The organism is Nonomuraea sp. KM90 (genome assembly GCF_052246675.1).
Classification (GTDB): Bacteria; Actinomycetota; Actinomycetes; order Streptosporangiales; family Streptosporangiaceae; genus Nonomuraea.
In genome coordinates this window covers 1-13076 of the sequence record NZ_JBQQCB010000197.1, presented here as the reverse complement: position 1 = coordinate 13076, position 13076 = coordinate 1, and the positions used below count along the sequence as shown (strand labels likewise).

At 63.4% G+C, this 13076-nt stretch carries 15 protein-coding genes; 3 read left to right on the top strand and 12 right to left on the bottom strand.

The features are described 5' to 3' along the window. Positions 1-632: 632 nt before the first annotated feature. From ACTWPW_RS59865 to ACTWPW_RS59855, 3 genes are all read left to right on the top strand, one after another. Positions 633-1313 carry a hypothetical protein gene (locus ACTWPW_RS59865; RefSeq protein WP_443174351.1) on the top strand — a complete coding sequence of 227 codons (681 nt, stop codon included), beginning with the start codon at positions 633-635 and terminating at the stop codon, positions 1311-1313. A 70-nt stretch (positions 1314-1383) separates the two neighbouring features. Continuing rightward, positions 1384-2934, top strand: a complete 1551-nt coding sequence (locus tag ACTWPW_RS59860) for an ISKra4 family transposase (RefSeq protein ID WP_375118991.1) — start codon at positions 1384-1386, stop codon at positions 2932-2934. 235 nt (positions 2935-3169) lie between these two features. After that, complete coding sequence (locus ACTWPW_RS59855; protein ID WP_375118992.1) at positions 3170-3439, top strand: hypothetical protein; 270 nt, start codon at positions 3170-3172, stop codon at positions 3437-3439. A 134-nt stretch (positions 3440-3573) separates the two neighbouring features. Here ACTWPW_RS59855 and ACTWPW_RS59850 read toward each other — a convergent pair whose 3' ends face one another. From ACTWPW_RS59850 to ACTWPW_RS59795, 12 genes are all read right to left on the bottom strand, one after another. Continuing rightward, positions 3574-3729: a hypothetical protein gene (locus tag ACTWPW_RS59850; RefSeq protein ID WP_443174350.1), complete on the bottom strand. Its 156-nt coding sequence runs from the start codon at positions 3727-3729 to the stop codon at positions 3574-3576. A 162-nt stretch (positions 3730-3891) separates the two neighbouring features. Next, the gene (locus tag ACTWPW_RS59845; protein ID WP_443174349.1) at positions 3892-4233 is read right to left on the bottom strand and encodes a hypothetical protein; all 342 of its coding nucleotides are present in this window, start codon (positions 4231-4233) and stop codon (positions 3892-3894) included. 620 nt (positions 4234-4853) lie between these two features. Beyond that, complete coding sequence (locus tag ACTWPW_RS59840) at positions 4854-5114, bottom strand: hypothetical protein (protein WP_443174348.1); 261 nt, start codon at positions 5112-5114, stop codon at positions 4854-4856. A 304-nt stretch (positions 5115-5418) separates the two neighbouring features. Beyond that, positions 5419-5760 carry a hypothetical protein gene (locus ACTWPW_RS59835; RefSeq protein ID WP_443174347.1) on the bottom strand — a complete coding sequence of 114 codons (342 nt, stop codon included), beginning with the start codon at positions 5758-5760 and terminating at the stop codon, positions 5419-5421. A 211-nt stretch (positions 5761-5971) separates the two neighbouring features. Then, positions 5972-6391 carry a hypothetical protein gene (locus tag ACTWPW_RS59830; protein WP_443174346.1) on the bottom strand — a complete coding sequence of 140 codons (420 nt, stop codon included), beginning with the start codon at positions 6389-6391 and terminating at the stop codon, positions 5972-5974. Beyond that, entirely contained in the window at positions 6388-6639 is a 252-nt protein-coding gene (locus ACTWPW_RS59825) for a type II toxin-antitoxin system CcdA family antitoxin (protein ID WP_443174345.1), read from the bottom strand. Before ACTWPW_RS59825 ends, ACTWPW_RS59830 begins: the two co-directional genes overlap by 4 nt. A gap of 87 nt (positions 6640-6726) precedes the next feature. After that, positions 6727-7473 (bottom strand): hypothetical protein, encoded by a 747-nt coding sequence (locus ACTWPW_RS59820; RefSeq protein ID WP_443174344.1) that lies wholly within the window; start codon positions 7471-7473, stop codon positions 6727-6729. Positions 7474-7508: 35 nt separating this feature from the next. Next, positions 7509-10025 carry a hypothetical protein gene (locus ACTWPW_RS59815; RefSeq protein ID WP_443174343.1) on the bottom strand — a complete coding sequence of 839 codons (2517 nt, stop codon included), beginning with the start codon at positions 10023-10025 and terminating at the stop codon, positions 7509-7511. A 7-nt stretch (positions 10026-10032) separates the two neighbouring features. Beyond that, positions 10033-10557 carry a hypothetical protein gene (locus ACTWPW_RS59810; RefSeq protein WP_443174342.1) on the bottom strand — a complete coding sequence of 175 codons (525 nt, stop codon included), beginning with the start codon at positions 10555-10557 and terminating at the stop codon, positions 10033-10035. A 433-nt stretch (positions 10558-10990) separates the two neighbouring features. Next, the gene (locus ACTWPW_RS59805) at positions 10991-11245 is read right to left on the bottom strand and encodes a hypothetical protein (RefSeq protein ID WP_443174341.1); all 255 of its coding nucleotides are present in this window, start codon (positions 11243-11245) and stop codon (positions 10991-10993) included. Positions 11246-11261: 16 nt separating this feature from the next. Next, positions 11262-12125: a transposase family protein gene (locus ACTWPW_RS59800; RefSeq protein ID WP_443174340.1), complete on the bottom strand. Its 864-nt coding sequence runs from the start codon at positions 12123-12125 to the stop codon at positions 11262-11264. 107 nt (positions 12126-12232) lie between these two features. Continuing rightward, the gene (locus ACTWPW_RS59795) at positions 12233-12772 is read right to left on the bottom strand and encodes a hypothetical protein (RefSeq protein ID WP_443174339.1); all 540 of its coding nucleotides are present in this window, start codon (positions 12770-12772) and stop codon (positions 12233-12235) included. Positions 12773-13076 lie beyond the last annotated feature (304 nt).

Below are 13076 nucleotides of genomic sequence, written 5' to 3'. Positions count from 1 at the left end.
GGGCCTTCAACACATCATCGATCCACACGTACAGTGCGGTTACGAGGGGTGTCTAACTCTTTCGTCACACATCGAGCTTGGACACCCTCGCCCTAACTCCGCAGCCACGCCTTGGCATCAATCATCTCTAGGTGGGGATGATGGGCCCATATCAGCAGTGGCTGACAGCACCTGCCGTTGACGTCGGCTGTCCTGCAGCTCTATGAACAGGAGCAAGCAAGAGCAGATCAAGGCCCTGCCGCTGACGCGGCAAAGGATTTCAAGGGCTGGAGGAGCGGCCTTGGGGCGCGGGAGTCATCTGAAGAGGGCGAGGTCCTCGATGTAGCGGAGGGCCCCGCAGAGAAAAGCCATACGATCACCGCCGCCGAGAAGGCCAGAACTTGGGTTATGAGCAGCCTGCCGACGATTCCCGTTCTGGAGAACGAGCAGAGATAAGCCAAGAGTAGGGCGACGATGGGAGGCAGGACGAGTGCCCCCTTCAGGAAGTCGACGTGCCACCCTCTGGCACAGGTGTTGCCACCGCACATCCCGGCCCAGCCGATCTCGATGAGGCCGAAGAAGATGATCAGTAGCTGGCCGTCGGGACGGTTGTACGGTGTCAATCGTCGCCGGGTGTAGCTCTTTCTCAGTGAGTGCCTGAGCTGGGCTTTTGTCGTCGTGACTGTTTAGTCCGGGAACCGCCTTCTACTGTGAGTGCAGACGGTGAGGCGGTGGTGACGGTGGGCTCGTTGCTGGAGGAGCTAGCACGGCGTGAGGCTGTGGCCCGGCAGCGGATCGCGGAGATCCGCGAGCAGATCGCCGCCTTGGAGTCACGGCTGGAGGATGAGCACGACCGGTTGTCGCGGCTGGTGATCACGCGGGAGACGGTGGAGGAGATCCTGGGCGAGGCGGCCGAACTGGTCAGTGAGTCCATGGAAACGGCCGAAAGTGCAGGCGGGGGCATCGACGCGGCCGGAGCGGTTCCGGTACGGCCGCCGGTGCTCGGTGTGGTGACGGTGCCGCCGTGGCAGCCGGGAATGAAGGCGGCGATGCTGCCGCGCGCGTACCGGGACGCGGTGGAGATCATGACCGATGCGGGGCGTGCGATGCGGGCCGGGCAGATCGCGGTGGCGATGGGCTTGCCGGATGAGGCCGCCAAGCGGGAAGGGCTGCGCTCGAAGCTGAAGCGGCTGGTGGAACGCGGCTGGGCGCAGGAGGAAGGGCCGGGGTTGTTCATGGTGACCGAGCCGGTGGCGCGTGAGGTGTCCGGGCAGGGCGACGGAGGGTCACGGGACGGCATCGCGGCGTCATCTGCTTCGTCACCGGACGGGTGATTGCGGCAGGGCTCTTCCACCGTCAGGTTCAAAGGTGCCAACCAATCGTCCCCGGCGAGAGAAGAGCCCTATGCAGGCACCGTACGACACCGGCCTGGCCGCTGACGTCTTTGCGGAGGCGAGGAACACCTTCAACTGGCTCATCGGACAGCTCACCGACACGGCGTCCGGCATGCTGACCCATGACCGGCTGGAAGAGACGATCGTCGAGCAGGGCCGTGAGCTGCAACGCCAACTGCTGCAAGCACACCTTGATCTGCGGGCGCTGCGCGAGCGGCAGCAGGCGCAGCACGCCCGCCAGGACGCGGCCGCAGAAGCATCCGCACAGGTGATGGGGTCCGACGGCGTGCTGCGGCCACGGCTGGAGACAGGGCATCACCGCCTGCTCGCCACTCTCGTCGGGACGGTGACGGTCACCCGGTGCGCCTGGCGCGCCCCAGGGGTGCGCAATCTCTATCCGGCCGACGCCGCCTTGTCGCTGCCGGCGGTGCGGCACTCGGCCGGGCTGGCCAAGCTCGCGGTCATCGAGACGGTGCGCGGCTCGTTCGACGCCGCGCACGCGGCGCTGGCCGCGCGCTGCGGCAACGTGATCGGCAAACGGCAGATCGAGCAGGCGATCGTGGCGGCGGCGGTCGATGTCGACGCCTTCTACGCCGCGCGGACCGTGCTGCCGTGCACGGCCTGCACGGTGCTGGCGATCAGCGTGGACGGCAAGGGCATCGCGATGCGCCCCGAGGCGCTGCGGCCCGCGACCGCCAAGGCCGCCGCCCGCGCCCGCGCCACCTTCCGGACCCGGCTGGCAGCGGGCGAGAAACCGGCCCGCAAACGGATGGCCACCCTCGGGGTGGTCTACGACGCCGAGCCCGCGCCCCGCCGGCCGCACGATGTGATCGCCGTCCCCGGCGGCCGGGCCGGGCAACGCCTGCCGCGCGCCAGACCGTCCGCGATGCGCAAGTGGCTGTGCGGCTCGATCATCACCGGCCCCGCCGCAGTGATCGCCAAGGTCTTCGACCACGCCCAAGCCCGTGATCCCGGCCATGCCCGTCCCTGGGTCGTGCTCGTCGACGGAGCCCGCCACCAGCTCGATCTGATCACGGCGGAGGCTGCCCGCCGCGGTATCGGAGTCGGCATCGTCATCGACTTCGTCCACGTGCTGGAGAAATTATGGGCTGCCGCCTGGAGCGTGCATCCTCCCGCGGCGCCGGCCGCCGAGGACTGGGTCGCCGGTCACGCTCTGGCCCTGCTGGCCGGGCACACCGGCCACGTCGTCACCGCGCTGTCCGGCCAGGCCGCCATCACGGCCACCCACCGCCGCGACGGCATCGACGCGTGCATCCGCTACCTCACCAACAACCTCGAGTATCTACGCTACGACCAGGCGCTGGAGGCGGGATGGCCGATCGCGACAGGCGTGATCGAAGGCGCCTGCCGCCATCTGATCGCCGACAGATTCGACCTCGCCGGAGCACGCTGGGGCCTGGCCGGAGCCGAAGCCATCCTGAAACTCCGCTCCCTGATCGCCAACGGTGACCTCGACGAATACTGGCGTTTTCACCGCGCCCGGCAGCACGAACGGGTCCACCAGAATGACTACCAGGACGGATACTGCCTCACGGCTTGATCACTCCGGTCGCTGAGGAAGAGCTACACCCAAATCCTTTGAGGTTGTAGTCGAGCACCGACTACGTTGATCCGACATGGGTCGAAGCCGTCCTCCCCGCCGTCTTGTCGTCGGATCGCTCACCTACCGCTGGGGAGCAGGTCATCGTCACGAGCGCTACCAGGACGAGGCAGGTCTCCCACGGTATGACTGCCGGGAGGTTCTGCGTCTCCGGCAGGTGGGAGCCCCGGGCCAGTTGGTCATCGTCTTCCATGGAGGGCCCGGCCGTCTGGTCAAGGACGGTATGTTCCACGACGGCGGAGTGCTACGAACCAGCGACAGCGCTTACCTCAACCTGCACCGCCCAGGGGTGGTCCGTGCCTTACTGGACGAAGCCCTGGAGCGTGGCCACGACTTCGCGACTGCCAAACCAATCGAAATCGACGGGTGGGAACTCGTCGATGGTGTGCTGGGACGCCTGCGCCCACCCGATCAGCCTGCACCGCAGGGTGATCAAAACTTGTGACCATCCAGACCCGCGACAGAGGTAGTCGCCACTCCTCTGATAGACCTCAACAACCCAGATCAGACAGTCCCTGAGAGGGAGCTACACCCATCTCGGAAGTCAGACCTGGGATGTACTCCGAGACGACACTAATCTCAGAAGTGCAGAGGAGACGATCCGTGCCGTCGGATCACCAGCACCCTCCCGTGCGCGACCATGGTGGCCGCGTCGGCGATCTGCCCGTCCATGGCGCCCGCCTGCAGCCTGTGCCGAGGCAGGGCATCGATGACGATATCGGCGGCCTCCAGCACCCGGCGCCGGACCAAAGCCGCTGCGCGCAACCTGACCCCCGGCCCTGGTCAGCCCGTAATTCCGCAACCACATCCCCGACCCACCGCTCGCAGGGCTTGCAGGTGATCAAGGGTCGGCAGCAGCCATCGAATTCGCAGAGCCGGATGAGGTTCTGTGCGCTTTCAATCGCGCTTCGCGGGAAGTGACGGCTTGGCGTCGGTCCAGCCCAGCTGCTGGTAGGCGGTGGAGTTGGCGACCTTCGCAGTACGGCCGTGGGCGAGCTCGACCGTGGTCGTCAGCGAACGCGCGAGTGGCAGGCCCGTGGCGGGATCGATGATGTAGGCGATCTCGTACGGGTTCGCGTTGCCTGGGGCGGGGGGGTCCTGGTAACCGAAGGCCTCTCCCGTGCGGCCCAGCGGGTCCTTCACCGTGCCCAGCGACTTCATCTTCGGCATGGTGGCCAGGATGCGGTAGGCGGCGGCGCGGACGGCGGAGGAGACGGGCAGACCGAAGACGATCTCCATGCAGGCGCCTTCCAAGGCCGACTCTCGCTCATGCGGGTCCTTCTCTGAGCCGCCCTTGGCCCGGGCGGATCCAGCTGAAGGTCGAGCACCTGCCCGGCAACCACGACGCCCCACCAGTCTGGCTCTGGTCCTCCAAGACCGATGCCACCAGTGCGAACGTGAACCGCTGCAGGCAGGCGTTCCTGCGCAGATCCGGGCCTGGAACACACCTACCGCTTCTACACGCAGACCCCTCGGCTGGACCTGGCCCAAACTGCGCGCCACCCAAGCCGCGGACCGCCGGGGCCTGGCTGGTCATCATCGTCCACACCCAGCTGCGCCTGGCCCGCCGCCTGACCGAGGACCTGCGTCGCCCCGTGCGAGAAGCCCGTCTCGTTGGGCCCAGCTCACGCCCGCCCGGGTCTGGCGCGGGTTTGGGAACCTGTGTCCCGCGCTTGCTCAACCGGCCGGTGCACCCAAACCCTCTCGGCCCGGCCCAGGACGTCCACCCAGGATCCCCAATTGCCGGCCCGCACTCCGCTACGACGTCGGCAAGACCGTCAAACGCGGCCGCACCCTCGCCGCCCTTCAACAATCCGGAGGATAAAGAATAAGCTCAGGCCTGGACGGCCGGAGATACCTCACCATTGCTCCGAGGGAAGTTCCACGCCGGAGTCCGGATCGTAGATGACGGCGTCATCGGAAATCCTGATCACGGCCACCCGGATGGCCAGACCAGCCGTCTCCAGCGCCTGCGCCGCTTCCATGGCGTGTTCGGCGAAGTGGTACCGATCCCGGCTGCCCTGGAACGGCGCCGAACGTTGGCACAGAACCTCGTAACGGTCGGCGGGCCACGGGGAGAGTAGCTCCTTCGTGCGCTGATGATGTGCGCCGGCAGTCATCTCATCTCATCCCTGGTCCTTGCGCCCCTAATGACACTTCACCATTCCAGGAAAACGTGACATTCGGAATAGTCCAGCCTCGATGAACGACGGAACCGCCAGGCGCACCGAAAACTAGATCTCCCTTCGCAGACGGCGGCCGCGCCGGCGCCCCGGGGACCATCGCGCCGACCAGCGTCCGCCGTCTGCAGCCCCGGCCAGGCGCTCGCGGCCGGGGCGACGGCTCGCGGCTCGCGCGGGATGTCCATCTGCTGGACCTGGACGAGCTTGGACGGCTGACAGCGTGCGTGGTGGCGCTTGGATGCTATCTGGCCGGTGACGGAATGAGATCGGGTCCGTAGGCCGCGACGAGGAGTTGCAGGCTGGTGACCTCGGCGCGGTCGTCGCTGTCCTCGGCACACCATTCACACTCAAAGGTGGGCGTGCGGTTGGCCAGCCACGCCCGCAGGTCCTCCACCTGGTCCAGGGTGGCTCCGCGCCAGCCGTCGCCGCGCTGGTGCGCCTGGACGTCGTCGGAGAGGACGTAGCGGAGGTCACGGTCGAGGCGCTGCCACGCGTCCCGGATGTAGGCGAGGGCGTCCTGATGGGGCTCGTCGGCCTGCTGCTGGCGGAGCCGGGCGGGGCGCTGGAGGTCTCGTTCTGCCATGTTCTCGTCCCAGCCCGGGGGCAGCCTCTGCCCGCGCTCGCGGTCCCGCCTGGTCGAGATACGTACGCGTCCGCGTTGAAACCAGAAAGGGGGAAACGCGCCGCTCGTCATCTCGCCGCTACCCAGATTGGTGCCGTTCCTGCGTGGGGCAGGACGGATCGGGGTCCGCCGCGGGGGGTGTCTCCTTGGCCTGGACGCGGGCCAAGGGGCGCTATTCGGGCGGGTCAGGGATTTCGATGACGTGCAGCGGCTCTTCGAAGGCGCGGATGGCCGGCGCCCAGTGCGAGCCGTCCAGGGTGAGGATCGGGCAGAGGGAGGTGTCGGCCAACGCGGCGACGTGGGCGTCGCCCCAGTCGAGTTCGGTCCCGCCGAGCACGGACGCCAGGGCGATGCCGTGCTCGGGCTCGGGGAGGCCGGCCACGGTGATCTGGTCCATGGTGGCGATGCCAAGCAGGAGGTCGGTGGCGTCCTTGGAGCCGGAGTCGCGGGCGGCCGACGCGACGGCGACGACGGACATGACCATCGCTTGGCCATGCTCGTCCCACCGGGCCACCATCTCCATCAGGTTGAGATCGCCGCGCGCCAGCTCTACCAGGACGCCGGTGTCGAGGATGAGCGGCTGTAGCGTCACTGGGCCTCGCCGGTCAGGGCGGCGATTTGCTGGGCGACGTGGGCCATGCGGCGGTCCACGAGTGCATGGTCGGCGCCCTCGTGCGCACGGTCGCGGTGAGCTTGGAGGAGCGCCCGCCGGCGGCGATCCTCGTGGACCTTCGCGGCCAGGGCCTCGTTGACGTAGACGGAGAAGCTGCGGGCGTGGTGCTTGGCATACTGGACCAGCTCGGGGTCCAGCGTTACGGTGATGGTCTCTTTCGCGGCCATGGCCGCATCCTAATACCACAGTAAGATCTTTAGCGCTGTACTGTAGGAACGCCTACAGTGGGCGGGGAGTTTTCTGTTGGATGACGGTCATTCATCGAGTCTCGGCATTGAGGACTCGGAAATCGATACAGGTCCGTCCGGCTCTCCGGCTATATCGGAAAAGCGAGCGGCTTGATGAGGAGTACCTAGCAGAGAAATCGCATGTTGAATAATGTTAAGAAGATCTTTGCGTCCACCCTCCGAGAGACCATTCAAAAAATCGTGCAGTATTTGTGCGATGCCGATCCAGCGAGCCTCCGGATGCCAATCATTGACCTGTTGCACTAAGCGGTCAAGGTCAACATGTGCCGACGGGCCTCCAATGCGAGGAGAGAGTTCGAACATGGTATAGATCCGCGCCGATGCCGGATCCTTTAGCATCACATCTCGTAAAAAATCGGCACGCCCTTTTGCTTGGCGACGGGCCAATTCATCCAACTCTTGTTCGTGAAGCAAACGCTCCAACCGCATAGCGGAATCGAGAGTCTCCTGATCAACGGTTAGACTCACATGAGCGTTTAAAATTTCAGCACCGTCATCGACGAATGGAAGCCGCTTTCGAAGCACTTCTTCGATTTCCTCTTCTGCAACATGAAGGCGCAATACCGAAGATTGCTGAGCTATACCTTCCACAACAGCTCGTATGGTGCGCGCCACAATGCGGGGCGATGTCGGTTGACTTCCGTTAGATGGATCACGTCGCCAGTAAACACGAATCGAAGCGACGAAGGCCAGGCCATTATTTCGGCTAGGAAGGCGATCCGAATAGGTGTATTGGAAGGTGGGCGCCGGCACTTGGTGCACCTCATGCTTAAGTCGCCTACGCGCCACTACGACACCTTGCCCGGGGAACTGTCCACCCTATGCAACTGCCTGGACATCTCAGTCCGTAGATCGTTGTCGATGAGCTGAGATAGTTGAGAATAGAGAACCTCACGCACGTTGCGCGTCTCGATATGCCCTTCCTCATACCACTTATATACGTAGGAGCGCAGAAGATCGCGCCGCCGCTGTGAGTCCTTGCCATCCACAGCCTTGCGTAGAGCATGTATCACATGGTCACGTATAGGTTCCTTCTCTAGTGCAGCTGTCATCCATAGAGCTACTGCCTTCTCGGCTTCTCCGGACTCTTCCAGAGTAGAGTCGTGATCGAGGAGTGCACTCCAGCCGATGGACAGCATTTCTACTGGTGGCAGTAAATCACCTTCGTCACTTTTCTCAAGCAGAATTGGGACATTCGAATCCTGCGCGCTTGTTGCGCCTGCCAGGATCCCGAAGGCCCGTCGGCCGGCAAGTGCATTGCTATCCTGGCTTTTGCACCACGTAATTATGTAACCGAGAAGTGTCTGACGGACTGAGGGGTCTTCCCATAGATTGCGCACCGCTGTGCGGAGCGCAACGACCACGTCTGGATCTTCGGACTCTCCTGCGTATCTCAGACGACGGAGAGCCTTGCCCGTATGTACTCGGCCGAACTCATCTGAACAGACAGCCACCACGGCCTTTTGCAAGGCAGGCTTCTTGGTCTTTGACCAACTCAGAAGCATCGTATGTATATAGGGAGCGCTAGCATCACGTATCGCTGCCGAGGCAAGAATATCTATGAGCACGCTCCACAGGCGTCTCATTTTACTGTCAGTAGAGCTAACTGCGTACCATGCCTCAGCAAGCATTCGTAGAGGGTCCGGCCTGCGATGCCGAACAGCCCACTGCAAAGCAAAGGCGCCAATCCGCTCTGCCAGCGCTTCTCGCTCGTCTTGCGTAATCGCTTCCATAACTCCTTGAGGATCTTTACGCGGAGCATCGGCTAGCCATTCCAGGAATTGGAGACGCGCAAGTGGGCGATCGATCCAGAAATATTCAAGAACGGCGTCGTCCCAACCAGGTCTACTGAAGGTTACTACTCCATTATCTGTCAGTTCTGCATCCACAGCATCTACTAGCTCCACTACGCCAGGTGCCACTTGTCCCGCAATCTTTATTTCTCCCTCTCCAAGGGTTTCGCAGAGAACTGCCACCTTGGCGTAGATATGTGCCACCGGGGCACCGCGGAGGACGGATGCTGCCAAGAGGAAGTTTCGTTCGAAACTCGTTCGGTCTTTCTGTTTGTGCCAGTCTAGTAGCTGATCGCGCCAGTTGCGTCGAGCAGCGACTACGCTGAGGACTTGCCGTCGAAATACTTGGCCTTCCTCGCTGCCACCAGTTTGCTTACGAGTGAGCGACTCCAGCGAGGGCAGTGTATCAACATCGGCACGGTACGCTTTCAACATCAGATCCACGATCTGCAATGCGTCGAGCGGTTTCGCGCTATCGAACAGCTCCCCAATATCTGGGTCAGCCATCCACCGGTCGATAGGAAACTCCGGCTCTTCGGCTATCACCCACTTAGATGCAATAGCTTCAGCGCGCGGACGCTCATATTTTGGAGCGACTCCTTCAGGTGCTCTGATACATATGCGGCGCCACTGTTCTGGATCGGTGAGAACTATCAATCGGTTGTCACGCTTGCTCAACTCATGAGATAGGGCGGCAATGCGGCTTCCGAATCTATCGGAGACTTGGAAATTGCTTTCCTCTTCATCGGCTGGCAGCTCGAGAAGGAATCCCTGTCTACTCTCATGAGGCAATCGCTTGACAGGAAATTCTTTCGACCCGCCAAATGAGATTTCGCGGGCTCCGTCAATATCCCCATCGAAGTACAATCTAGCCAGGAGTGCATGAGCAGTTGTGGTTCGCCCACTGCCTGGAAGGCAGTTGAGTACAAGTACTGACCCCGGATCACGCAGGCCGTCATAAAGTGAATCGAAGTTTCCTGGTGGTGCGAAGACAAGCTGGACTGCCCCAAGGTACTCTGGCTCTATCTCGTCGTGATCGACTGTGTGCTCGAAAACCTGCTTGAGCGCGTTCATCTCCCCGAAGTTGAGCAGTGCTTCCTGGCGAATGCCAGCCAGGCGTTCGCGTGCAGAGTTAGCGAGCGATTCTTTTGCTGCAGAAACCGTCGAGTCTCCGCGGTGGTCCGCGAGATCAATCATCTGAGTGTTGTGGTCGCTCGAACCCTGCTCAATTGAATCATCGCCGCCCGAGGCAGCGTGTTTGTTTTCCAATTCTTCTGGGCGATTAGGAGAGTATCCGGCGCCATATGGAGATTGTCGTCCTGCTTCAGATTGATACGGTCCTACCTGATGAAGGGGTTCCTCCCGCGTGATGGATTCTGGTTCAGCTGGTACTCCCGTGTTCCCCTGTCCGAGTGGCTCGCTATGCGTGTCGTGATCCTCATCGCGACCACCCCTGCCAAGCCATAGCCACCTATTGGCGGGCTTTTCGTTGTCATCATAGTCTTGGCTCATTGTTCCTCTAGTCGATCGAGCCGTCGATCTCTATACCGGTCATTTCGCCCGTTTCAGTTATGACTTTACCCACCTGTTCTACATCCAGCCGAGCGGATCCGGAGACGCTCCTTGCCTTGATGCCACGCTGTGTGCCGCTAATCTGGTCTGATCTCAGAGTGACACGCAAGGTCGGCCCGTCAGAGTGCTCATCACCGAATCTGAACTCACGGCCGTAGGCGATTTCGAGGATAGATCTTATCTCACCCAGGTTGCTGCGCAGCTTCTCGTCGCTTCCGCGCAGCAGCTCCGGATGGTCAAGGTATACACCTAGCATGCCCGCGTATCGTTCCAAATTCTTGATTTCCTCATCGCTCAATGAGTCGCTCTGGACGGTGAGAGTTTCCGTGGAGCCCTCGATTGCGTCTGGAATGTCCGGGGATATTCGGCCGGCCCGGCGATCCAGTACCGCTCCAATCCGATTATAGATGAATGTGATCGTGGCGGTTAGGGCTGCGCCTGCAAGCACCGGGAACGACAGCGGGTCGACCATTGCTAGCCCTTCTGACTGCAATTTTCCTTGCGTACTCGGTATGTAGAGGTCCTGCCTAGGTCGCTCTGTGCAAGTCAAGATGGTGGACACGATACGTCGGCCACGGCCATTAGAGAAGGCCAGGCCCAGAATTCCAGCAGACTCTGATATGGGCCCAACCGTTTCTCGGCTTGATATCTGCCCCGAAATCAAGGCGATCTTTGCACAGCCATGCTCAGCGAACCTTCTTTTGTGCCCAGGAGAGCAGGAGGTGAAGTCGTGACGTGGCGGTGGATCTTGTTGATCGTAAGTGTCTGTGTCGCAACCCCAATAAGGGGTCGCGAGCATGCTGTCTCGGGTCGGCTACAGTAGCGAAGGCCTTTCGGCTGCGTGTTGTCTGCCTGGGCCAAGGATGATCACCTGCCCCCGACGGATGCGAGTCGCGGGCGGCTGCTCAGGCGACACGCTGCTTGCCCGTCTGCTCCTGGATCCAGCCGCGGGACTCGCCGAGGCTGCCGACCTGGATGATCTGGGTGCCGTCGCGCTCGATGTTCGCGCCGCGCGAGGTGCGGGTGCCCTCCCAGCAGGCGAAGGGTAGACGTCGTAGCCCTCGATCTTTCAGTGAGATCCTTCCAACTTGAAGTTGCTGGTCAGGGGTCTGGTGTGATCCGTTGAGGGCGTGCTCCGGCTGGTGGTGGGCGCTGATCATGGTGGGTGATCGTCTGTCAGCGGGTGTGCTCGGTGGTGGCTAGGACCATCAGCGCGCGCAGCAGCTTGGTGACGTGGATGGCGTCCAGGCGGACCTTGGTGAGGATGCGCCAGGCCTTCAGAGCGGCGAAGCCGTGCTCGACGGGGGCGCGTTCGGCGCTGATGAGCCGGTTGACCTGCTTTTGCGCGGGGGTGACGGGTCTGCCGCCGGCGGCTTTGCGGCCGGTGATGATGACCGGGTCGTCGGTGTCGTCGTCCAGGCCGACGAAGCCGAGGTCGGCGATGGCGCCCAGCCCGGCTTCGCGCAGGCGGGCGGTGAGCCGGTTGTGGCGGGCGGTGGTGATTTCGCTGGAGCGGCCGGGCCGGACGGCGGAGACCCACAGCAGATTGCCGCGAGTGTCGGTGAGCGCCACCACGAGCAGCCCGTGGGCCTTGTGTTTGCCCGAGTAGTGCTTGCGGTTATCCCGGCCGGTGCGGCGGCGGGTGCGAATCAGGGTGCCGTCGAGCAGGACGACCTCGCCACCCGCCCGGACGATCTTCTTCAGGGCACGGTCCAGCCGGGGTGCGCGGGCGGCCAGCAACTCGATGGTCTCCAGGACCCAGCGGCGCACGGTGGAGGCCGAGACGTTGTTGGCGCCGGCCATGTCGGCCAGGCGCTGGTCGTGCCGTAAGACGGCTAGCACGATGGTGGCGATCTTTCCTGCGGGCAGTTTCCGCCAGCGTGAGCCGATGGTTTTGAGATGAGCGCGCAGCAGGTCGCCCAGGAAGGTGAGGGTTTTGGTGGACAGCGGCAGCATGCTGCAGTAGACAGGCGAGGGCGTGTCCTCGGCGGACGTCGCCGCGTTGTCCGCGTTCGACGTCGCGGTTTTGGTTGTGGTCACACGCCGCCAAGCCCCCGCCGGGGACACGCTCGGCATGGTGTCGCCGGGCGGGCTCGGCCAGGGGCTGCGGGAAGCGGCAGCGAACCGACGGGCTCCTCAGGCTGAAGTCAGGCAGCGAACGCGCCGCTGGGGGTCTTGCGCAGCCAGCCCCGCTCAGCCAGCCGTTTCAGCTTGGCCCGCACGCCTTCCACCTGCCCCGATTCGGTGGACAGCCCGAGGCGCTCGCAGACCTGCCTGCACATGACCGGGCCACCGGCGGCGCGTACCGTCGCCAGCAGCGCCTGATAGTCGGCGGGCAACTCATCAGCGCTCGCGCCGTGGTGACGGTAGGGGACCAGCAACCCCACAGGCGCAGGCGTGGGCACGGGCCGCAGGTCGATCCCCTGCGCGACCTGCTCGGTCGCCTGCGCCGGGGTGAGCATCACCTGGTAGAACGGCACCGGCTCGTCGTCGGACCCGCCGACTCCCGGCGGTGCGCCGATCTCCTCGGCTCCCTCCTCGGCGAGGATCTCCTTGACCACCTGCTCGGTCACGCGCAGCCGGTCCATCTCGTCTTCGGCCTCGGCCAGCTGATCTCGTAACCGCTCGGCATGTGCGCTCAGCGCGACCAGACGCGTGGTGAGGCGCTCCAGCAGCGGTAACGACATGGCTTCCCCCGGCCCGGCAAGACGACGATTACCTGGTGAGATCACCAGGACACGGACGATAACGACCCCAGGTCAGGCGTCGCAGCCGAATACCGGAAGATCCATATTTGTCCCCGGCGAACGATCGAGCCCCATGATCTGGGCTGCCCATCAGGAGAGATCACACCCGATACCGCCAGGCCATCCCCTCCCACCTGCGAAGACAGGATGTAGGGTCGGGAGCTGGCGCGGTAGCGTCTCCTGGCGGTAGGACTCGGGGCCTTTCTTCCGCCGGTTTCCCGGTCGGCTGTGCTCTCCCCGATGG